General features: G+C 48.8%; 17 protein-coding genes. 7 read left to right on the forward strand and 10 right to left on the reverse strand.

Translation table 11 applies throughout. The features are described 5' to 3' along the window. The first annotated feature begins 32 nt into the window (after positions 1-32). The 4 genes from ACYU8Y_RS27060 (at position 33) to ACYU8Y_RS27075 (ending at position 4,636) form a co-directional block, all read left to right on the forward strand. On the forward strand, positions 33-1,001 hold the full coding sequence (locus tag ACYU8Y_RS27060) for a KpsF/GutQ family sugar-phosphate isomerase (protein ID WP_460941343.1): 969 nt from the start codon (positions 33-35) through the stop codon (positions 999-1,001). A 352-nt stretch (positions 1,002-1,353) separates the two neighbouring features. Beyond that, positions 1,354-1,869 (forward strand): RNA polymerase sigma factor, encoded by a 516-nt coding sequence (locus ACYU8Y_RS27065; RefSeq protein ID WP_046577103.1) that lies wholly within the window; start codon positions 1,354-1,356, stop codon positions 1,867-1,869. Positions 1,870-2,208: 339 nt separating this feature from the next. Further along, on the forward strand, positions 2,209-3,681 hold the full coding sequence (locus ACYU8Y_RS27070) for a phytoene desaturase family protein (protein WP_460941344.1): 1,473 nt from the start codon (positions 2,209-2,211) through the stop codon (positions 3,679-3,681). A gap of 118 nt (positions 3,682-3,799) precedes the next feature. Then, positions 3,800-4,636, forward strand: coding sequence for a phytoene/squalene synthase family protein (locus ACYU8Y_RS27075; RefSeq protein ID WP_460941345.1), 837 nt, complete (start codon positions 3,800-3,802; stop codon positions 4,634-4,636). Between the two features lie 33 nt (positions 4,637-4,669). On the opposite strand, the gene ACYU8Y_RS27080 is transcribed toward ACYU8Y_RS27075, so the two are convergent. Beyond that, on the reverse strand, positions 4,670-5,551 hold the full coding sequence (locus tag ACYU8Y_RS27080) for a cupin-like domain-containing protein (protein WP_460941346.1): 882 nt from the start codon (positions 5,549-5,551) through the stop codon (positions 4,670-4,672). Between the two features lie 171 nt (positions 5,552-5,722). On the opposite strand from ACYU8Y_RS27080, the gene gatB reads away from it, so the two are divergent. From gatB to proC, 3 genes are all read left to right on the forward strand, one after another. Then, entirely contained in the window at positions 5,723-7,213 is a 1,491-nt protein-coding gene (gene gatB / locus ACYU8Y_RS27085) for an Asp-tRNA(Asn)/Glu-tRNA(Gln) amidotransferase subunit GatB (protein ID WP_460941347.1), read from the forward strand. After that, positions 7,210-8,346, forward strand: a complete 1,137-nt coding sequence (locus ACYU8Y_RS27090; RefSeq protein WP_460941348.1) for a redoxin domain-containing protein — start codon at positions 7,210-7,212, stop codon at positions 8,344-8,346. Before gatB ends, ACYU8Y_RS27090 begins: the two co-directional genes overlap by 4 nt. A gap of 123 nt (positions 8,347-8,469) precedes the next feature. After that, the gene (proC, locus tag ACYU8Y_RS27095; protein ID WP_460941349.1) at positions 8,470-9,273 is read left to right on the forward strand and encodes a pyrroline-5-carboxylate reductase; all 804 of its coding nucleotides are present in this window, start codon (positions 8,470-8,472) and stop codon (positions 9,271-9,273) included. Positions 9,274-9,345: 72 nt separating this feature from the next. On the opposite strand, the gene purB is transcribed toward proC, so the two are convergent. From purB to ACYU8Y_RS27140, 9 genes are all read right to left on the reverse strand, one after another. Next, positions 9,346-10,686, reverse strand: coding sequence for an adenylosuccinate lyase (gene purB / locus ACYU8Y_RS27100; RefSeq protein ID WP_460941350.1), 1,341 nt, complete (start codon positions 10,684-10,686; stop codon positions 9,346-9,348). Between the two features lie 178 nt (positions 10,687-10,864). Then, on the reverse strand, positions 10,865-12,205 hold the full coding sequence (locus ACYU8Y_RS27105; protein ID WP_460941351.1) for a DUF1207 domain-containing protein: 1,341 nt from the start codon (positions 12,203-12,205) through the stop codon (positions 10,865-10,867). A gap of 43 nt (positions 12,206-12,248) precedes the next feature. Further along, entirely contained in the window at positions 12,249-13,610 is a 1,362-nt protein-coding gene (locus ACYU8Y_RS27110; RefSeq protein ID WP_460941352.1) for a dipeptidase, read from the reverse strand. A gap of 143 nt (positions 13,611-13,753) precedes the next feature. Beyond that, a complete protein-coding gene (gene plsY / locus ACYU8Y_RS27115) occupies positions 13,754-14,404 on the reverse strand; it encodes a glycerol-3-phosphate 1-O-acyltransferase PlsY (protein WP_460941353.1) in 651 nt (216 codons plus the stop codon). A gap of 173 nt (positions 14,405-14,577) precedes the next feature. After that, complete coding sequence (locus tag ACYU8Y_RS27120; protein ID WP_460941354.1) at positions 14,578-15,858, reverse strand: M16 family metallopeptidase; 1,281 nt, start codon at positions 15,856-15,858, stop codon at positions 14,578-14,580. A gap of 93 nt (positions 15,859-15,951) precedes the next feature. Next, positions 15,952-17,154 carry a type IX secretion system outer membrane channel protein PorV gene (gene porV / locus ACYU8Y_RS27125; RefSeq protein ID WP_460941355.1) on the reverse strand — a complete coding sequence of 401 codons (1,203 nt, stop codon included), beginning with the start codon at positions 17,152-17,154 and terminating at the stop codon, positions 15,952-15,954. Positions 17,155-17,268: 114 nt separating this feature from the next. Beyond that, positions 17,269-20,709: a type IX secretion system sortase PorU gene (gene porU, locus ACYU8Y_RS27130; RefSeq protein WP_460941356.1), complete on the reverse strand. Its 3,441-nt coding sequence runs from the start codon at positions 20,707-20,709 to the stop codon at positions 17,269-17,271. A gap of 3 nt (positions 20,710-20,712) precedes the next feature. After that, positions 20,713-21,333 carry a SprT-like domain-containing protein gene (locus tag ACYU8Y_RS27135; RefSeq protein ID WP_460941357.1) on the reverse strand — a complete coding sequence of 207 codons (621 nt, stop codon included), beginning with the start codon at positions 21,331-21,333 and terminating at the stop codon, positions 20,713-20,715. Positions 21,334-21,394: 61 nt separating this feature from the next. Next, positions 21,395-21,595: a hypothetical protein gene (locus ACYU8Y_RS27140; protein ID WP_460941358.1), complete on the reverse strand. Its 201-nt coding sequence runs from the start codon at positions 21,593-21,595 to the stop codon at positions 21,395-21,397. Positions 21,596-21,714 lie beyond the last annotated feature (119 nt).

The following is a 21,714-nucleotide window of genomic DNA, read 5'->3' on the forward strand; positions in this document are numbered from 1 at the left end:
TACCAATCACTTCCTGATTATCAAACCTGACGTTGAAAGTAATAAAAAATCCTAAGACTATCGCCCGTTCGGTTTTGTTGGCCGAAGCCGAAGCAATTCGCAATGCGGTTGATTTACTCGATGATCAATTTGATGCTACCGTTGAAACCATACTAAACAGTTCGGGCAGGCTGGTCGTAACGGGGGTTGGGAAAAGCGCACTCATCGGGCAGAAAATTGTGGCCACGATGAACTCGACAGGAACACCATCTCTATTCATGCATGCAGCTGATGCCATCCACGGTGATCTGGGTATGATTCAGGTGAATGATGTGGTTTTGCTGATCTCGAAAAGCGGTAATACGGCCGAAATAAAAGTTCTGATGCCTTTATTAAAGCGGACCGGCGTCCGGTTGATTGCCCTGGTAAGCGCCCGCGATTCGTATCTGGCCCAGCAGGCCGATCATGTGCTGCTTGCCTATGCCGAAGTGGAAGCCGATCCACTTAATCTGGCCCCTACAACAAGTACCACAGTAGCCTTGGCCATTGGCGATGCCCTGGCCGTTAGTTTATTGGAAGTCCGTGGATTTACACGGCAGGATTTTGCCCGTTATCATCCTGGCGGTTCGCTGGGCAAGCGGTTGTATTTACGAGTCGCGGATATTTTTCCACACAATCAATGTCCACAGGTTTCACTCACAACGCCGGTAAGGGAGGTAATCTTTACAATTTCTGCGAATCGACTGGGTGCTACGGCAGTAGTCGATGAAAATGGCGACCTAAAAGGCATTGTGACCGATGGCGACATTCGTCGGATGGCCTATGACCATGCTTCTTTCTGGGAACTCTGTGCGAAAGACGTAATGACGCCTACGCCTGTCTGCGTAGATCCGGATGAATATGCGGCCGCAGCCCTGCAACTGATGCAGGAACGCGACGTTTCGCAACTTGTGGTGTCTGAAGCAAACCAAGTACTGGGATTTATTCACTTGCATGACTTGCTCAGGGAAGGTCTTGTCTGACTTTTTATGAGCGTTTGTAAGGTGTAGATAGCAGAGAAACATAAACGAGTTTGTACAAAATCGGTAGGGCCAATCGCTCTACCGATTTTGTTTAATACCCATGCATGAACGTTAAACAAAATCCACAGTGTGGATTCCCCACAATGGGGGAAATATTCCACACTCCACAGTAAGTAGGGGGTGTTGACGGTTGCTATGGCACAATTTTAATAATTGTCAAACTCCTGTAATACAGCCATTTATTCCAATCGCTCAAGTGTTTGACCTTTAACTCAAAAAGACTGGTTTCGTTTTTGTCTAATGGATATATGTATTTGATTCAATAAGATTCAACAGAAAAACTTAAACAGCCATGACCGCTCTCGAATTTACTAACCATATTGGAAAAGTGTCTAAATCGTTGCGTCCGTTTGCACTGCGTTTGACAAAAGATGTTGAAGATGCAAACGACTTATTACAAGATACACTGTTGAAGGCATTTACCAATCGTGACAAATACACGGATGGGACCAATTTGAAAGCCTGGTTATATACAATAATGAAGAATACGTTCATCACCAACTACCAACGCATGGTGCGGAAAAATACCTTCATTGATACAACTGACAATTTGCACTACATCAACTCTATCGAGAGCAGCACGGATAACATTGCTTATTCGTCGTTCGCTCAGGATGACATTAACCGGGCGGTCAATGGCCTGGATGATACCTACAAAACCCCGTTTATGATGCATTTCCGGGGCTTCAAATACCACGAAATTGCGGCCAAACTAAACATCCCCATTGGTACTGTTAAGAATCGCATTCACATTGCCCGCAAGGAATTGAAAGGTCAGCTAAAAGTTTACGCTTATTTTAACGCATAAGCGATACTTTTTAGAAGTCTGTCGTCTAAGATTTATTGATTGAGTAGTTTTTGGTTAAAAAAGAGGAAGGTTCGAAAAGTTGGGTGGATACCACCCAACTTTTTTTGTTTGTAACTATCTCATCATCAAAAGATTTGTAGTAATAAATGGCATTTAATTGAGGTCAGTCACCTCAAGTTCGGCTGGGTGTATTTTCTCTGTTTTCGTCTGTCGCCCAGTATAATTGCCATTGTCATCGTGTAGGTAAGACCGCATTGATTAGAAATTTTAGATAGTTTAGCCCAAACAAATTTCTTCATCAAGCACTTTTTTAATCTCTTACCTACTCTTTTACCATCAATGCCCAAACGAGTTCTTGTTATAGGAGCCGGGTTTGCCGGGCTGGCAGCAGCTACAAGCCTGGCCGATAAAGGCTACGACGTTACCATCCTCGAAAAAAATAACCTGCCAGGTGGACGAGCCCGCGTTTTTGAGGCAGAAGGGTTCACGTTCGATATGGGGCCAAGCTGGTACTGGATGCCCGATGTATTTGAAACATATTTTGCCCGCTTTGGTAAAAAAACTGCCGACTACTACAACCTCGTTCGTCTTGACCCCTCATATACTGTTGTTTTCGGGCCCGATGATGCGGTCCATCTTCCTGCCGGACTGGATAATCTGGAGATCCTGTTCGAACAGATAGAACCCGGAAGCGGTCTGAAACTGCGGGAATTTTTGAAGCAGGCAGCCTACAAGTATGAGGTAGGTATGAATAAATTTGTTTGGAAGCCAAGTCGATCGATATCCGAGTTCATCAGCCTTAAGTTACTCTACGACGTTACGCGGCTGGATGTCTTCAAATCATTTGCCAGCCACGCCCGTAAGTTTTTCACAAATCCGCGATTACTTGAGATCATCGAATTCCCGGTTTTGTTTCTGGGCGCCACGCCCGAAAATACCCCTGCGATGTACAGCCTGATGAACTACGCTGAAATGGCGCTGGGCACCTGGTATCCTATGGGGGGCATGTATGAAATTGTGAAAGCGATGGTCAGTCTGGCCGAAGAAAAAGGTGTTAAGATCTTACTCAATCAAACGGTACTGAAAATTGATGTACTGAAAAATAAAGCCCAGCGTGTGGTAACCACCGATGGCATTTTTGAGACAGATGCTGTGGTAGCCGGGGCCGATTACAACCATGTCGAGACAAGCTTAGTGGCTCCGGAAAACAGAAATTATGACGACGCTTATTGGAACACACGCGTTATGGCCCCTTCCTCCCTGTTATTCTATGTGGGAGTCAGCAAGCGAATCCCGAAATTACAGCACCATACGCTCTTCTTCGACGAAGATTTTAAACTTCACGCACAAGAGATTTATGAAACGCCCCGGTGGCCTTCCAAACCTTTATTTTACGTATCGGCACCCTCGAAAACGGATCCTGATGTAGCACCGGAAGGACACGAAAATTTGTTCTTGCTCATACCCGTTGCTCCCGATCTGACCGACGATGAGACAACCCGCGAACATTATTTCGGCCTGATTATGGACCGGCTTGAAGCGTATGTTGGTGAAGACATTCGTAGCCACATCGTTTTTAAGCGTAGTTACGCTCATAGCGACTTTAAACGGGATTACCATGCGTTTCGGGGAAACGCCTATGGCCTTGCGAATACCTTGCGGCAAACGGCATTGCTCAAGCCATCGTTGAAAAACAAGCGGGTTAACAACTTGTTTTATACGGGTCAACTTACCGTACCAGGGCCGGGTGTGCCTCCTTCTCTTATCTCAGGCCTGGTTGTGGCCGATGAAGTGGCCAAAGAAGTTACTTAATTTCAGCGATATAATTGATTAAGCCTGGCGAATGACCACCAGACTTCTTGTAACTTAGGCCCTTTCGTGTCTTTCGGTAGCTTATTCCTCAACTCAAAAATACCATACACTTAATTTTATGATGGCATTGTTCGATAAAACCGCACTGGAATGCAGTAAGCTAATTACTGAGCGTTACAGTACGTCATTTACGTTAGGCATCAAAACGCTTGACCGTAAATTCCACTTGCCTATTTATGCTATCTATGGGTTTGTTCGATACGCTGATGAGATCGTAGACACCTTCCATGACTACGATAAAAAGACACTGCTTCTGCGCTTTAAACACGATACATACCAGGCTATTGAGGAAGGTATTAGTCTCAATCCTGTGCTGCAGTCCTTTCAACTGGTGGTTAGTCAGTACAAGATTGAGCAGGAGCTCATCGAAGCTTTTTTAAAAAGCATGGAAATGGATTTGTATTTCCAGGATTACGACGCCGATGGGTATAACGAGTACATTTATGGCTCGGCAGAAGTAGTTGGCCTTATGTGTTTGCGCGTTTTCTGCGAGGGTAATCTGGCTGAATTTGACCGCCTGCGGGCATCGGCCCGTAAACTCGGTGCTGCCTTTCAGAAAGTAAACTTCCTCCGCGACCTGAAAAGTGATTTTGTTGATCGCGGCCGCACTTACTTTCCCGGCGTTGATTTCAACAATTTTGGGCGCGATGCCAAGCAACTCATCGAAGCTGATATTCAGCGCGACTTCGATGAAGCCTACATTGGCATTATGAATCTGCCGCGCGGAGCCAGAATGGGTGTTTATCTGGCTTATATATACTACCGAACGCTGTTCAACAAAATTAAACAGCTGTCTGCCACGCGCATTCAGAATGAGCGGGTCAGGGTACCTAACCCGCAAAAATTCGCTCTCCTGGCCCAAACGTATCTAAAATATCGGTTGAATGCCCTTTAATGTATGGACGTTACCGAATCCACATCGCCTGCATTACTGTTCGAAGGTTTTCAATACGCCCCCCAGAACAGACAGGTAAGTTTGAACAGCTTTGGCTAACACAGGTCGGCGTTGCCGCATGTTGGTGTCAACCTCCTGCATAAAATTCTTCCAGTTGGAGTCATTCAGGCAATCCAGCGCTACGGATATGGTTGGAGTGAGCGAGCGAGCCGTATGCCACCAGCCGCAGGGAATAAACAGGGTTTCGCCGGGGCCAACTACAAATGTGACCGGCGTTGCTTTGGCAAACAACGGATACTTCTCCAGGTCCGGATTTCGAATATCGTCTACTTCAGAAACCCAGGTGTTGTCCGGTTTTGGATACACATAAGCCGTTTGATCGGGCGGAATAACGGTGAATTCTTTGTGACCATATAATTGCGTAATATAAGCATGCAGGCTCATGTAGTCGTAGTGCACATAAGGAAACTGGGAACCTGGGCTACCGAAAAAAATCTCCAGTGTATTCGCACCCGACAGCAGCCGGTTTGGTAGCAGTTTACTCTGAATACGGTCGGGCTGGGCATACTTCAGGCGGGGCAACACATCGGGAAGTAATTCAGGATAATCACGCTCGACCTGTAGCGTGCACGGGTAGGGTGCGGGATTTTCCTCGGTACCCGTTAGCATCCAGTCGATGTAGTCGCCGAAATTATAGGTTTTCCCTGCTATGATCACCTCCCGGTCGCTGTATCGCTCTTTGAAGAACTGCGGAGTAAATTTATCCTTTGCCGACCAGGCTTTACAGGCATCCCCAATGACAACCGGATAGTTCGCAAAAAGGTGTTCTTTAGCGAATTCCTCATAACTCATGTGGTACTTTTTCTCGACAATGATATTCTTCTCACGTACTAACTCGACTGTTTGGGTATTCATTGGATGGGTGGGTTGATGTTACCTAGATTTTAGACTACGGGTTTATCTAAATGGACACTTGCCCTCTTGTCTATTTATTGTTTGGTAGTTTTGGTTCGTTAGGCTAAAGCGGGCTGGCAACAAGGCTCTGTTTAATTTCTGCCTATCTTTGCTTAAACTTATTTCTTGTCAATGGTGGACCAAGTGCTTATTTCGCCGGAGGTTCTGTCTCAATACGAAGCCGTTATTGGGTTAGAAGTACACTGTCAGCTGCTCACGCAAAGTAAAATTTTTGCGGCCGATGCTAATGCATTCGGCGCTGACCCCAATACCCACATCAGTGTCATTACGCTGGGGCACCCCGGCACGCTGCCCAAACTAAACCGCAAGGCGGTTGACTACGCCATCCGAATGGGGCTGGCCTGCGGCAGTTCAATAACGCGTCATAATGTGTTTGCCCGTAAAAATTATTTTTATCCCGACCTGCCGAAAGGCTATCAACTATCGCAGGATAAAGGTCCCATTTGCGTTGGCGGGGGTGTTCTGGTCAATGTAAAGAACCCGATCACGGGCGAACCATACCAGACAACGATCCAGATTCATCACATTCACCTCGAAGAAGACGCCGGGAAATCCATTCACGATGGCAACAACTGGGCGACACAACTGGATTACAACCGGGCCGGAACCCCCCTCATCGAAATGGTAACCGATCCCTGTATCCACACGGCCGACGAAGCGGGCCAATACCTGACCGAAGTTCGGCGACTGGCCCGATACCTGGGCATTTGCGATGGCAATATGGAAGAAGGTTCGTTGCGCTGCGATGTCAATGTTTCCATTCGGCCGAAGGGCGCCACGCATTTAGGCACGAAGGTTGAAGTAAAAAACCTGAACTCGATTCGGAATGTAATGCGGGCGGTAGATAGTGAATTTCTGCGGCAGGTTGAACTGACTGAAACGAACGGGCGCATCATTCAGGAAACGCGTACGTTTGATGCAGCTACCGGGCTTAGTCATGCGATGCGGGAGAAGGAAACGATGAACGATTACCGTTATTTCCCCGATCCCGACCTGACTCCTGTCGTCATTTCGGACGCATGGCTGGCTGATATCCAGTCGAGTATGCCTATGCTGCCAGCCGCACTGCGCCAGAAATTTACCACCGTTTACGGTCTTCCGGAGTATGATGCGGCTTTATTGACCGATGCCAAAGAACTGGCCGATTATTACGAAGCCGTTTGTGTACACACAACCAATTACAAAGCTGCGTCGAACTGGATCATGGGGCCAGTGAAAGGGCAGCTTACTGAAAAGAACCTACGCGATCGCCAGTTTCCGGTCTTAGCCGAACAACTGGCCGATCTGATTAACCTAGTCGACAATGGCACGATTAGCCAGACGGCTGCCCAACAAGTATTTGCCCTTATAACTGGGCAGCCCGATGCCAAGCCCGCCGACATTGCCAAAGCGAATGGCCTGGTACAGAATCGCAATACAGACGCGCTGCAAACGTTGGTAGAAGAGGTACTGGCTGCCTGGCCCGACAAAGTAGAACAATACCGAAAAGGCAAAAAGAACTTGCTGGGCTTATTTGTCGGTGAAGTAATGAAAAAATCGAAAGGGTCGGCTGACCCCAAATTGGTGAATGAGTTATTAGCGAAGACCTTACAAAAAGCATGAAAAACTTATTTTTTAGTGTCGCCAGTTTGGTCGCGTTGAGCCTGACGGCCAACGCGCAGGCCACCAAACCCTTTACCGTAACGGGCAAAATCAATAAAGCCACGCCGGGGAGTTACGTTTATCTGGAAACGAACTCGCAGCCAACTCACAAAATCGACTCGACCAAAGTAACGGCAGGTAACCTGTTTACCCTGAACAGCAAGGTAGCCGATGGCGGAGAAGTATTTGTGCTGAATGTGGGGGGTAATCAGAAAATGGCGCTCCTGGTGGAAGGGGGCGAAACGCTGAATGTGCTGGCCGATGGTTTTGTGATGGACGCCAAGACGGGCCAGATTGGTAAAGCAACCGTTACAGGCTCCAAAAACATGGAGTACTACGGAAAGCTGACGGCTCTTCGTACCGAGATGGAAGCGAAGGTAAAAAACTGGAACAAAGAAGTTGCCGCAGCAACCGAGAAAAAAGATAACAAGCGCATTACGCAGATCGAGCAGGCCTATCAGGCGGCAGAACAGGACGTTGTCAGCAAAGTAAAAGCAATGCTTCCCGAAATGGGTACTTCGCTGGTATCGTTATTCGCGCTGAATTTTATTAACATCGAAAGCGACTTTGCTACCTACGAATCACTGGCACAACGGTTCGAGAAAGAGAATCCAAACAGTCCCCATGCCAAATCGCTGATTGGCCGGGTTGCCCGTATCAAAGGCGTATCTGTTGGAGCCCCTGCTCCCGAAATTGCGCTGAATGATACCACAGGCACACCCGTTCCGCTGTCATCGTTGCGAGGAAAATACGTATTGATCGACTTCTGGGCGTCCTGGTGCGGCCCCTGCCGGGCCGAGAATCCCAATGTTGTTCGGATGTATAACAAGTTCAAAGACAAGGGATTTGCCATTTATAGTGTCTCGTTGGACCAGGCAAAAACTAACTGGACAAAAGCCATCCGGAACGATAACCTCACCTGGACCCACGTTTCGGACTTGAAATTCTGGCAATCGGCGGCTGCTCAGCAATACGGCGTGCAGGCTATTCCGGCTACGTTCCTGCTTGACAAAGAGGGAAAGATCATTGCCAAAAATCTTCGGGGCGAAGCTTTGGAACAGAAATTAGAAGAAATTCTGAAAGGTGGCCAATAGGTTACTGGCAAGTCATTAGTTTTGTGGGGTCAGGTGTAGCAACCTGGCCCTTTTTTGTTTTGGCTTGGGCCAAAGGATTACTTCATCAGCCATGATTCATTCACTAATTTACTCATTGAAAAAATGAAAATTGCTATCGTTGGTTGCGGGAATATGGGCATGGCTTTCGCTAAATCGTTTTTACAGTACGATCTGGTCAAGAAAGACAATCTGTTGTTGATTGAAAAAAGCGCAGATCGTTCAGCCGCGCTTAAAAGCGAAAAAGCGGGTGTTGTTGTCGACACCATTGGCCCCCATATCGGTGAAACGGACCTGATTATTTTGTCGGTGAAACCACAGGATTTCAACAGCGTTCACGAAGCCCTACGCGCCGTTATTCAACCGACGCAGATTGTGCTGTCGATCATGGCAGGTATTCCAATTACGCAAATTCAGCAAAAGCTGGGGCATCCATTAGTCATTCGGGCAATGCCCAACACGCCCGCCATGCTGGGGATGGGCATAACCGGGTTTACAGCGGCCAAGGAAGTGGATTCGAGCAGCCTGCGCCGGGTCGAAAACCTGATCAATGCCACTGGGCGGTCTATTTTCCTGGAAGATGAATCAATGCTCGACGCCGTAACGGCACTTAGCGGTAGTGGCCCTGCTTACTTTTATTACGTAGTGAAAGCCATGATCGACGCAGGCAAACAAATGGGTTTCGATGATGCCGTATCGGCCCTGCTGGTCAAGCAGACCATGCTTGGTGCTTATCACCTGATCAATACCGCCGACAAATCACTTGACGAACTTATCAAAGCCGTAGCGTCAAAAGGCGGCACCACCGAAGCCGCCCTGCGCGAATTCGAAAGCGGTGGTTTGGCCGATACACTCGTGGCCGGTATTAAGGCTGCGCAGACTCGTTCAACGGAATTGTCGAACGGGTGATTGATACGGAAAACAGCATGGTGGTCCGTTGATTCGACCGTCGAATCAACGGACCACCATGACGCCAACGTCTTACAGGCCCGTATACGAAAACGGCGTTATAGCACGGAGTTCAGCTTTTACGGCATCCGATACGGTTAATTCGTCGATAAATTGGCTAATCGTTTGTGCTGTGATCTTCTGATTTGTGCGGGTCAGCGCTTTTAACGCTTCGTAGGGTTTGGGATAACCTTCACGGCGAAGAACAGTCTGGATACCTTCGGCAACAACAGCCCAGTTTTCATCCAGGTCGGCCGCAATGGCAGCCGGATTCAGCTCCAGTTTATTCAGCCCTTTCAATAAGGACTTCAGGGCAATGACCGAATGAGCAAAGGGAACACCGATGCTTCTTAATACCGTGGAGTCGGTCAGGTCACGCTGCAGCCGGGAAATCGGAAGCTTGCCCGATAGATGCTCGAACAAAGCATTGGCAATACCCAGATTGCCCTCTGAGTTCTCGAAATCAATGGGGTTTACCTTATGCGGCATTGCCGATGAACCTACCTCCCCTTCCTTCAGCTTCTGCTTGAAATAATTCATGGAGACATACGTCCAAACGTCTCGGTCCAGGTCGATCAGGATGGTATTCAGGCGTTTAAAGGCATCGAGCGTAGCCGCCAGCATGTCGTAATGCTCAATCTGGGTCGTAAACTGGCTCCTAACCATGCCCAGACTTTCGACAAACATATCGCCAAACTTCTTCCAATCGTCGTTAGGATAAGCCACCGCATGGGCATTGAAATTGCCCGTTGCCCCCCCAAACTTGGCGGCCGTTGGTATAGTCGACAGAAGCTGGAGTTGCTTTTCAATACGTTCAACAAATACCAGCAGTTCTTTACCCAGCCGGGTCGGTGATGCGGGTTGACCGTGGGTGCGGGCCAGCATGGCGACATCTTTCCACTGGTCGGCCAATACCTGCAACCGCATAAATACATTCCGATAAAGCGGAACGATCTCGGTGTCGAGAGCGTCACGCAGGAGCAGCGGAATGGCCGTATTGTTGATATCCTGTGAGGTTAGCCCGAAGTGGACGAACTCCAGAAAAGGCTCAACGGGTGAACCTTCCAGCTTTTCTTTTATAAAGTATTCAACCGCCTTAACGTCATGGTTCGTTATTTTCTCGATTTCCTTTATACGCAACGCATCGGCTTCCGTGAAGTTCTCGTAAAGCGACCGCAGCGACGGAAACTGTGATGGATCAACACCCGACAGTTGCGGAACCTGCCACTCACAGAGCGCGATGAAATACTCGATCTCAATACGAACGCGGTAATGAATCAAGCCCAATTCAGAGAAATAAGGGGCCAGGGCGTCGACTTGTGACCGATAGCGACCGTCGACTGGCGAGATCGCCGTTAATGCAGATAAATTCATGTAAGAATTAAGTTGAACGTTGACAAAGCGGATACCTCTACGAATCAAGCAACTATGAATCCTGGCTTTGTCAAGAGTTTCTGTCTGATTACTTGCTACTTTACAACTTGCGGTACAATAAAGGAAGGAGTAAGATATGTTCTCACATCTTACTCCCTATGCCCTACATCGTTCTTTATCAAAACGGGTTCAGATACAGACCAACCCCTATCCACGACGTTTGTTGTTGTTCAAACTGGCTGTAAGGCCGGAAACCCGAGTACCCTTCCAACAGAAACGTCAGATTATTTTGTGTCCGGCCTACCTCAACCCCAATACCCCCGTGAATACCCGGCCGGAAATCCGTCTGTTGCCAGAACTTGACATCGACACCGCCCACCAGGCGAGCCGCGCTAGCCGAAGGTTTTTTATAGTAAGCGCCCAGTTGAGCGCTCAGCAACTTGCGTTCTTCCGCTTTCCGCAGGACAACACCCAGCCCGCCATACAAACGCCAGTTATCAACGACACGGCTGTAAGTAGCGTCCAGCTGTTCATAATTAACTGAATTAGGCGAAGGAGCCGTCAGTTTATTTCGGTAGATGTAATCATCACCCAGGTGAGAGGAGATGTGATATACCCGAAACCGGTAATTGTTTTCGCCCCGGCGAACATTATAAATGATACTGATTTTATAATCCGTATTCATGATTTGCCGACGGGCTTTATCCATCACATCATCATGATAAGCCTCGAACTGTGTGAAGGACGCCAGATCCAGTACCCATTCCTCCGCGTGGGTTGCGTCCGTTGAGCGACGATAGAACGGCTTGGCAAACCCAAAGGCAAATGGCACGATGCTTCCTTTGTATTTTTTACCCTCCGTCCAGTAACCGGGCAGAATGCTCCCGTAGGTTTGCGCTTCGAGCGGGTCCAGTAAAATTGGATCGAACAAATGCCCTTTGGGCAAAAACTCCCGTCCTGGACGCACAACGCTTGTTTCGCGGTTACCTTCTGCAACAACAGGCTCCGAACTACCTGACCGGGGCTTTCTTTCCCGTTTAACTCGCTCGGGACGCGGAGATGCAGCGGGTGCTTCGTCGGCGGGTGCTGGTGGCGAATCGGGTTCCACAACGGGCGCATTGGCGGGTGTGGTTGCCGGTTGTGAAGCCGCTTCTTTTTTGCGCTGTTCGCGCTTTTCTTTCCGAGTCGGCTCGGCAACGGCTGGCGCAGAGGTGTTTCCCGAGGGTTGATTACCAGTCGATGCCGGTGCGGCAACGGGCGCTGACGGAGTAACCACCTTACCTGCTTTCTTGGCGGCCCGCTGGCGTTCTTTCTCGGCCTGTTTCGCTTCGTATTCGCGTTGTTTTTGCAACCACTCAGCCCGAATTTGGCGTTCGCGCTGAACTTCCCGATCTATTTTTTCTTTTTGCCGCTGTTCGGCAGGTGTTAGAACACGGGCAGGTGGCGTAGTCGGCGTTTGCGCTAAAGCGCCTGCTCCTAATAAGATACTCAGTAAAAGAACCGACAGCGTTTGTTTCATAAAAGAAAAACCGGGATTAATTGGTAGCGGGTTTAGGGAAAACTTACTGTTTGAGCGCAGCGTAATGTTTGTAGAAATAAGGGATGGTTTCAATTCCCTTGTAAAAATTAAACAGCCCGTAGCTTTCATTGGGCGAGTGCAGGGCGTCAGTATCTAAACCAAAGCCCATCAGAATGGATTTAACGCCCAGTTCCTGCTCAAAAAGTGCCATAATTGGAATACTGCCACCACCCCGCGTTGGAATGGGCTTTTTCCCCCAGGCATCTTCAAACGCTTTACTGGCTGCTTCAAACTCGATGGAATCGACAGGTGTAACATAAGGCATGCCCCCGTGGTGTGGAGCAACCGTAACCGTAACACCAGCCGGCGCGATAGACATAAAATGATTAGTGAACAGTTCGGTAATTTCGTCGGGTGTTTGGTTAGGCACCAGCCGCATGCTGATTTTGGCCGATGCTTTCGATGGCAATACCGTCTTGGCACCTTCTCCAGTATAACCACCCCAGATCCCATTCACGTCGAGCGTTGGTCGAATAGATGTGCGCTCGTTGGTCGAATAACCAGCCTCGCCCATCACCTCATTAATGCCCAGCTCGCGCTTGTATTCCGTCAAATCGAAAGGAGCTTTGGCCAGCTCGGCTCGTTCGGCCGCACTCAAATCGGCTACGTTATCATAAAAGCCCGGAATGGTTATTTTACCATTTTCATCGTGGAGAGACGCAATCATGTCGCACAACACATTGATTGGATTGGCTACTCCACCACCATATACACCCGAGTGCAGATCCCGATCAGGGCCCGTTACATGCACTTCGACATAAGAGAGTCCACGCAATCCGATTTCGATCGAAGGTGTATCGTTCGATATGATGCTGGTATCCGACACCAGAATGACATCCGCTTTCAGCATGTCGCGATGTTCAGCGACAAAAATACCCAGGTGGTCGGAACCCACTTCTTCTTCGCCTTCAATCATCACTTTTACATTACACGGCAGTCCATCGGTGGCCACCATCGCTTCGATAGCCTTTACGTGCATGTAAAACTGGCCCTTGTCATCGCAGGCTCCGCGCGCATAGATCCGCTCGTTCCGAATGGTAGGCTCAAAAGGGGGCGTATGCCAGAGTTCATAAGGATCGGCGGGCTGAACATCGTAATGCCCATATACCAGCACGGTAGGTATGGCAGGATCGATTAACTTCTCCGCATAAACGATTGGATGGCCCGGCGTTTCGAAGAGCTGAGCGTTATCTAAACCGGCTGCCTGTAGTTTATCCTTCACAAATTCGGCTGCCCGGCGAACATCGCCTTTGAAATTAGAATCGGCCGACACCGACGGAATGCGGAGTAATTCCAGCAATTCGTCTAAAAATCGCTGTTTGTTAGCGTCAAGGTAAGTCGTCATGCAAAATAAGCTGTAGATACGGGATGTATGGTCTGTGCAGGATCAATACATCCTCCCTCATACACCCCTAAAAGTTCGCCCCGAAGTTACGCACTTTTTGCGCAACGTCGGGGCGTCGATGCTGTTGGAAATCGTTTTGGGGTTTATCGTTTTTTGCGTAAACGAATCAGGACGGTACGCGTCTCCTGGCCACGAAGCAACCGGCCAATGTTTTTTTGATGGGTTAGCACAACCAGCAAAAAGACAACGAAGCCGAAGACAATGAGTAAGGGACTTTCCTTTTGACCAAAAATTCGAAGTAGTAGCAAAACGGGAAAAGCCAGGGCCGCCATAATAGACCCCAAGGATACATACTGGGATGCGATGACGACCAGCAAAAAGATACCTATGCAGACAACCGCCATTTCGGGGTGCGTAGCCAGAACCATTCCCAGTAAGGTAGCCACACCTTTACCACCTTTAAAATTAGCAAAGACAGGGTATAAATGGCCAATTACGGCGACCAGTCCGAAGACAATCTTGAATGTCAGAATTTCATTATCCGTAATAACGTCGGCATACCACAGCAGCGAAGAAAGAATAGCAGCTGTGTACCCTTTCAGAACATCCACGAGCATAACAATGGTACCAGCCCGTTTGCCCAGTACTCTGAAGGTATTGGTAGCCCCCGCATTACCGCTGCCGAATTTACGAATGTCGAGACCGAAAAAGCCCTGTCCATACCAAACAGCCGTAGGTATTGAGCCCAGTAAATAGGCCACGACCACTGTAATGCTAATGAGAAGGATATTCATCAACAGATAAAGTAAGTTATTGTTGGATAAAAGGATTGACCGATCTGACGAAACCGCCTTCGACCCTTAACTGTGAGGTCAAAATTAAGGTATTGTTACTAGACGGTCAATGCTTTTAACCTACGAAACAACTGTACTAGTAAATAAATTTCAGAAAATTAGCCAATAAACCCCTATTTTCCACCGACAATTACTTCCCGTAGACTATCAGATGCCAAATAGCGACCAGCCATTTCCATAATATCCGTTGGCGATACGGCCCTCACATGCTGAATGTATGTCGTCAGAAAATCGGCGGGCATATCGTCCAGCAGAATTACCTTGTACCGGTCCGCAATTTCGAAGGGTGTATTAAGCGAACCGACAAACTCGCCAGCCATGTAGTTCTGAACGGTTTCTAATTCATCGGGCAATACGGGCTCCGTTTGTAGAATATGAATTTCCTTTCTGATCTCATCCAGCGTCTGCTGCGTATTTTCTTTGTTGACATCGGTGCCAATCAGAAAATACCCATCCCGGCGGAAAGAGGGCATATTCGATGAGATGCCGTAGGTGAATCCTTTTTCCTCACGAATATTTTTCATTAGCCTGGACCCAAAATACCCCCCCAGAATTTCGTTGGTAACGAGCATTTTGAAGAAGTCCGGGTGCGACCGGGTAAACAGCCGTCGGCCAATTCGTATGGATGACTGAATGCTGTCGGGCTTTTCTGCCAGCACCGCCAACCGATCATCGGCCTGGATAGGCCCATCTGCCGACGCCAGCGTATCGGTGCGGATGGACAACTGGCCCAACTCACGGTTGATGGCGACAACCTCATTTTCCGTTGCCTGCCCAGCCAGTACGATCTGAAACGGTCGATTACGAACAACCCGTTCAAAAAAGTCGACAACGCCTTGTCGGGTGAGTTGCTCAACAGCTTCCGGCCGCTGACTGCGCCCGTATGGATGATCGGCACCGAAGAGCGTTTCCCGAAAGAGCACGCCCGCGAGGTAGGCGTTTTTCTCGTAATTGACACGCAGGTTCTGAAGCGTGATGTTACGCAGGTCATCCAGCTCTTTTTGTGGAAAAGCCGGTTCAGTCAGCATCTCACGAAGCAGCGGCAGCAAATCTGGCAGAAACTTCGTCAGGCAGTAAACCACCACGCTGGCCCGATCAGGTCCCGAGTTTAATTCCAGAAATGCGCCATACCGGTCAATGTATTCATTGATTTGCGCCGATGAACGGGCAGGCGTCCCTTCCGACAGCATCTTCATCGTAAAAAATGCACTCCCTGGTACTTGCTCGTACCAGGTCCCGGCATTAAATACACACTCCAAACGCAAAACCGGCTGGTGTGCAACCGAGATAAGATGCAACGGGACGCCGTTGTCCAGACGGTGCGACTGAACGGCGGGTAATTGTATTTGCTGAATGGCCTGAAAAGCAGGCGGCTGTGTTCTATCGAGAATCATAAGTCGAAAAGAGCGAAAGAGTGAGCGAGCGAAAGAGTGAAAACCATCCGGTTCAATTCACTCTTTCGCTCGCTCACTCTTTCGCTCTTTTAGTTAGTTGGAGTCGTTCGAATAAGCCTCATCATCGCCATCGATGCGGCTACCTTTGTTCAGGCTTAGCAATAATGAAATCCGGAACGTTTCGGACAAGGGGCTACCTTGTTTAACAGGAAGCAGATAAGAGAAGTCAATGCCAAACCGCTGTTGTAATTTCAGTCCAATTCCGGTTGTTACGTATTTACGACCGCCTTTTGCATTCGATTCGTTAAAATAACCCACCCGCGCAGCAAACTGATCGTTGTACCAGTATTCGACCCCTGTCGATAGTGTAACTTCTTTCAACTCTTCGCTAAAGCCGCCGGGTGCATCTGCGAACGACCCAAACACGGAACTGAAATAGTTTTTATTGGCATTCACGTTAGTTGTTACGCCATTAACAGTCTGAAAATTAGGGGTTGGCACCATTAATTTATTGGCATCCAGCACAAAGTTGAATTTGTTGTACTGATCGGCAAAAATGGTCAACCGGGTTCCTAAACGGAGGTTCGTGGGAATAAAATAGCTTTGGGTTCCGCCGTAATTGATACGGCCGCCCAGGTTAGAGATCATACCGCCAAAAGCCCAGCCAATTCCTTTACCGGTTGCGTTGTCGCGGGCTTCATTCTGATAATACGCACTGATATCGGCGGCTGCCGTAGAACCGGGCTTCAGCCCCGGATTGCTGCTGCCAGCCGCCAGATTGGAGCTAAGGTATTTAAGGTCGACGGCAAGTGAGAAGTTCTGCGAAAGACGCTGAGCAAACGTAGCGGTGATAGCGTACTCACGTGAGTTGAATGTACCCGCTGCCACACCCGTTGCCGTTGTAAAATCGACAGTACCCAGGTCAAAATACATGAGCGAGCCACCCACCACAGAGTTCTTGCCCACTTTAGAGTAACCGCTCAAGTACGTATAATACATGTCGCCGATCAGGTTACGCAGCCAGGGCGTGTAAGAGATCGAGGCCCCTTTATCCTGTTTGGCAAAAACTAACTTCGATGGATTCCAGAAAATTGCATTGGCGTCTACATCACCGAGGGCTACGCCAGCGTCACCCAGCGCACCGGAACGAGCATCAGGCGTGAAGTTGAGAAAAGGAACCGATGAAGTAGGGATATTTAACTGGCCGCTAAGGTTAGGAACTGTGGATTGAGCAGAGACGACGAACGGAAAAAAGCTACATGCGCCGAAAAGAACACGGAAAAAATTGCGGTTCATATAAAGTGGGTTGGTCAACGACAGTACCGATGATAGTGAGAATGACAGTACTGTGTGGTCAAAATTACAATGAAAGGTTGAATTAGAAAAAGAGATAACTTTAAGTCTGTGAATTCATTTGGTTAGTACTAATCGGCAGGTCGCATTGGCAACAGTTCCATCGACGGCCGAACGGACTTGACAACGAACAATATACAGCCCATTGGCCAGGGGTTCTCCCGTTTTGGTTAAACCATTCCAGGTACCAACAGCCAGATTAGCTTCGCAATTCGTACACTGACCTGTTTGCTGATACACTAATCGGCCTGTTAAATCATAAATACCCGATGTCCAGTCGAGCGGCTCTCCCGAGCGATTCAGTTCAGCGCTTAACGTAGTCTGAGAACTAACCGGATTGGGGTTGAGCCGCAATATAGTCACTTCTAATCCAGGGCGTGCCGAAACTACTATGGTCAACGTGCCCTCTGCTGAATTATTGTTGATGTCCCAGGCTTTGACCCGAATCGTATAGGTGCCCGGTATTACATTCCGAAAGGTGTATACGACCTCGCCCTGGCGTCCGTCGGTGCCAGTGGCTACGTAACTTTCATTCAGAATCACCACTGGCTGGTCATTAAGCTGAGCGGTGAGTTCGTGCCCCAGACCAGACCGGGCAATATTGATTCCCCGGTTATCGGCCAAACCAACGCGAAGGGTTATATCTGGTCCGGCTACCCGAATCCGGTCGCCATCAGCCAGACCACCAACCACCGCCATCGCTACAGTAGGGGGCTGATTATCAACCGTATCAGCCAAGACGCTGCCGCCAATAAATAGGCTATCGTAATTGCCAACCGCATCGAGTACACTATCAGCCTGCACGGCATACAGATACAATTTCCCTAAACCAACCGTATAATTAATATCTTTGGGCATAGTGAAACGTACCGTGAATTGCCCCTGCTGGACAGGTACCTGCCCCGTAAAAATTGGATTAGAAAACGTTTGGTAAGTCATCTTAGGGCTGTTGGCTTCGGAGCCCAACGTTGTTCTCGTTGCTTTCTTATCATACAGCGTCAGTCGGAGGAGGCCCGAAAAACTGGAAAGTCGTTTCTCCAGTTGCTGTATTTCACCCGACAGTTCGACCGTTTGCAACGCCCGCAATGTATCCCGACGGGTATCTGTAACGGCTTTACCATTCACCCGGGTGAGTACAGCCTTGGCTTGTGGATACGCCAGTCGCATGGATGGGTCGCCGAGAAGGGCAAAATTACGATTCACTGCTCCACTCAGGCTATTGTTCTTCGTGCTCTGCATTACGTCGCCAAGGCGGGGCATCTGACCATTAATCGGCTTAAAGACAGCATTATAGAAAGCCTGGTTCAGTAATAAATTTGTATTCGCGTATACGGGTCGGGTGGTGGTCAGTAAACCAACGGCACCTCCTGTTCGGCTTAGTAAGGCTAGCTCAGCCCCTGAAGTAATACTGGGATCATCGTAACGCCCGAATTGGCAGGTGGCCGTAACGAAGAGAGGTAATCGCCGGTTTTTCCAGGAAAGAATGTCCTTGAGCGTTACAATCTGCTCGTCGGCAAGTATTAAAGTTCCCCCATGACCACTGTAGTTGATAATCAGTTGCCCATCGGCAATTGACTGATCAATGAGTTGGTTGACAAGCGGAGCTTTCTGGCCTTCACTCGTATTTTCCTGCGGATAATCGTCCAGAAAGACCCGTTGTGGCCGGTAGGCCGGAGCGTTTTTTTCTACACTGTTGGCCAATTGGTTCGCATCCTGCTGATGAATGTTATAATCTCCATCATCGGCAATAAGCATTATCCGGGTTTGCCAGTCGCCCGATAAGGTGGGATCAGAACTGTACCGAATTAGTTTGTCGACAACCGTACTGGCCTCATCGACCGATTTTACCGGTAGGCGACCAATGCCAATATCCAGCTTATAGTCACCAGTTGTGTCTTCCTGCCATTCACCTTCATCGGCGCCCATAAATCCGAAGTAATCATCCGATGAGTAACTCAAAACCGGATGTAATGACTGCCGACTCTCGTAGACCGGAACCATGTTCGCTAGTTGTGTCGGGCTGACGGAGCCGCCAATGTTGCGATAGTTGAACGTAGCGTCGCCAAAAAGCAGCAGGTACCGAAATTTTGTGGGTTGCTTCTGGTAGAAATACCTGGCCATATCCCGAATGGCGGTTGGATCGGGTTGGCCCGACCCAAATTCATTAAAGGCTTGCTGCGTTGTTACGATCAGCACAGAAAGCTGATCATGCTCGCGCCGGTACTGTGCTAACCGTTCGGCCTGTTCGCGCCAGACGGCTGGTGTCACAATTAACAAATCGGGTGTAGCCTGGGACCGAATATCCTGATTTGATACCGTTGCCAACGATACGGGTGTTAAAACCTGAGCATCGGTAAATAGAAAATAGTCGCTTGTCCGAGTCATTTTCCAGCCCGCTTCCAGCATGGCCGATAGCGTATACAGTTGATTACCGGGAGCAAATGGATTCGTTACGTCCCAAACGCGTAAACCAGCCGTTGCCTGCCGAACAGCCGTTTGTCCAACCGATAACCGACGTATCCAAACCGGATTGTCATATTGACGCAGTTCACGCTGGGTCTGCAAGGACAGGAAATTGAGATACCCCTGCGCAAATGATTGCCCGTTTTTCTGAAACGTAAGCGCCAACCGAACGGAGCTAGCAGCGGTCGGTAATGTTGTCTGGAATGTATCGGTGCGGGCCAGTGCCTGATAATTGTATTCATAACCATCTATTACCGGCATGGACATTACACCAGCCACTTGCCCATTAACCTGCAACTGAAACCGGGTTGGTGATGTGGCTCCGGCCACTGCCGAAGCCATTACGCGTAGCGGTACGGTCGGTACGATTCCGGCCACATCGAAGGAAACGGTCTGCGTTGTATCGAGCGTCATGTACTCTCCTAACCACTCCCGACCGGAACGGACAGATGGGATTTTCAAGAGATCCAGTTCATGAAACTGATAATCTGTGAAGGTTGTGACCGTGGATGCAGTTGTAAGGGTTCCCACGGGTTTATCGGCGATGCGCAAGCCAGGTACGTCCCCAACAGTCAGAAAATAAAAAGTTGTATCGGAATAGACATTCAGTTGGTGCGTGAAACGACGTACCGTCGAATCATATCGAATTACGTGCGGACTCTGGCCAAAGAACAGTAGCGCATCGCCCGCATCAAAGTGGCCGTCGGCTTCTCCCAGTACCTGAATGGCATTCTCGGTTAAGTCAACAGGACGCGGACTAGCATTGGGTTGCGGAAGCATACCCCCACCGTTGCCGTACAAGCGGATCCGTCTGGGGTCAGCTGTGGCAAAAGCGGGATTGAGTTGAGCGAGCTGCGATTGGCTCAGCCGGTAAACGCCGGACTGAGTTACCCCAATTTTTACCCAGTTGCCCGTACGCAAAACAGATTGTGCGCTCAGAGAATGAGTGAAGAATAAAAAATGGAAAATGAAGAATAAATGGAGTAGCCCATATCGCCTTCTCCACATTTCGTCCACTACTGGGCTAGTTTTCATTGGTCATTCTTCATTTTTCACTGGGGCTACCCACGCATGAGCCAGAATGGCGTATGATCTACCCGTAGATACTTCTTTACAAACGACACGGGTCCGGCGCAGCGTACCCCGGATGAAGGTCTTTTTTGCAAATTGAAACGCCTGTCCTTCAGGCACATGGCTCAACAGTATTTTTTTCTCTCCAACCGCGTCCAGAACGACAGCATCTTCCTGACGTAACGCTATCATCAATGCCGGGCTGGCATAGGTTGTAGCGGCTGGTCTGGTCATGTACTGCTGAAGAGGCTGTAGAATAACCGGCGGAAAAACGGTTTCCGTCAGTAGCGGTTGCATGAGTCGCTGAAACGCCGTTTGCCAGGCTTTCCCATGGGGCTGCACACGCCGTTTAGAGTTAATATGGACATCGGCATGAGCCACTTCGTGGACGTAGGTAATCAGGAAGGCGTATGGATTGAGGTTGGCATTTACCGTAATCTGCATTTGGTGATTCGGTAATACTCTAAAATCACCAAGCCGGGTCTGCCGTGGTTTAACGACCCGAAAGTGAAATTTATACTGTTGCCAAAGTGCCCGACAATAGGCAGCAGCGGTTGGCGGAAAATAAATCGTGAACGGATCTGCCAAGGGATGAAAAACAAAAAGCCTTATAAAAATAAGGCTTTTTTTAAATCTTGACGAGAAGAACTTATTTCGTCGTGGTGTCAGCAGTCATCGTTGATGCAGAATCCGTCGACATGGTCGAAGCAGAATCCGTAGCCATCGTGGTGGTGTCGGTTGACATGACAGCTGTCGAATCGGTTGTTGTTTCTTCTGTTTTAGGTTTGCTTTGGCAAGCTGCGAAGGTTAGCATGCTACCAACGAACAATAAAGCGAATACTTTTTTCATCCTCTCAGTGATTTTTTAGGTTTCCAGGTACAAATATAGTTTTTTCCAGGTAAATCCAAAATCGTAGTCAATTATTAGGCCACAGACAGCAGTTGGCAGCAGAATAGTACCATTACCGA

Source organism: Spirosoma humi (assembly GCF_054776575.1).

Coding starts and splice junctions, on each gene's coding strand:
- ACYU8Y_RS27065 (WP_046577103.1), top strand. CDS start 1,354: ATGACCGCTCTCGAATTTACTAACCATATTGGAAAAGTGTCTAAATCG.
- ACYU8Y_RS27070 (WP_460941344.1), top strand. CDS start 2,209: ATGCCCAAACGAGTTCTTGTTATAGGAGCCGGGTTTGCCGGGCTGGCA.
- ACYU8Y_RS27075 (WP_460941345.1), top strand. CDS start 3,800: ATGATGGCATTGTTCGATAAAACCGCACTGGAATGCAGTAAGCTAATT.
- ACYU8Y_RS27080 (WP_460941346.1), bottom strand. CDS start 5,551: ATGAATACCCAAACAGTCGAGTTAGTACGTGAGAAGAATATCATTGTC.
- gatB (WP_460941347.1), top strand. CDS start 5,723: ATGGTGGACCAAGTGCTTATTTCGCCGGAGGTTCTGTCTCAATACGAA.
- ACYU8Y_RS27090 (WP_460941348.1), top strand. CDS start 7,210: ATGAAAAACTTATTTTTTAGTGTCGCCAGTTTGGTCGCGTTGAGCCTG.
- proC (WP_460941349.1), top strand. CDS start 8,470: ATGAAAATTGCTATCGTTGGTTGCGGGAATATGGGCATGGCTTTCGCT.
- purB (WP_460941350.1), bottom strand. CDS start 10,686: ATGAATTTATCTGCATTAACGGCGATCTCGCCAGTCGACGGTCGCTAT.
- ACYU8Y_RS27105 (WP_460941351.1), bottom strand. CDS start 12,205: ATGAAACAAACGCTGTCGGTTCTTTTACTGAGTATCTTATTAGGAGCA.
- ACYU8Y_RS27110 (WP_460941352.1), bottom strand. CDS start 13,610: ATGACGACTTACCTTGACGCTAACAAACAGCGATTTTTAGACGAATTG.
- plsY (WP_460941353.1), bottom strand. CDS start 14,404: ATGAATATCCTTCTCATTAGCATTACAGTGGTCGTGGCCTATTTACTG.
- ACYU8Y_RS27120 (WP_460941354.1), bottom strand. CDS start 15,858: ATGATTCTCGATAGAACACAGCCGCCTGCTTTTCAGGCCATTCAGCAA.
- porV (WP_460941355.1), bottom strand. CDS start 17,154: ATGAACCGCAATTTTTTCCGTGTTCTTTTCGGCGCATGTAGCTTTTTT.
- porU (WP_460941356.1), bottom strand. CDS start 20,709: ATGAAAACTAGCCCAGTAGTGGACGAAATGTGGAGAAGGCGATATGGG.
- ACYU8Y_RS27140 (WP_460941358.1), bottom strand. CDS start 21,595: ATGAAAAAAGTATTCGCTTTATTGTTCGTTGGTAGCATGCTAACCTTC.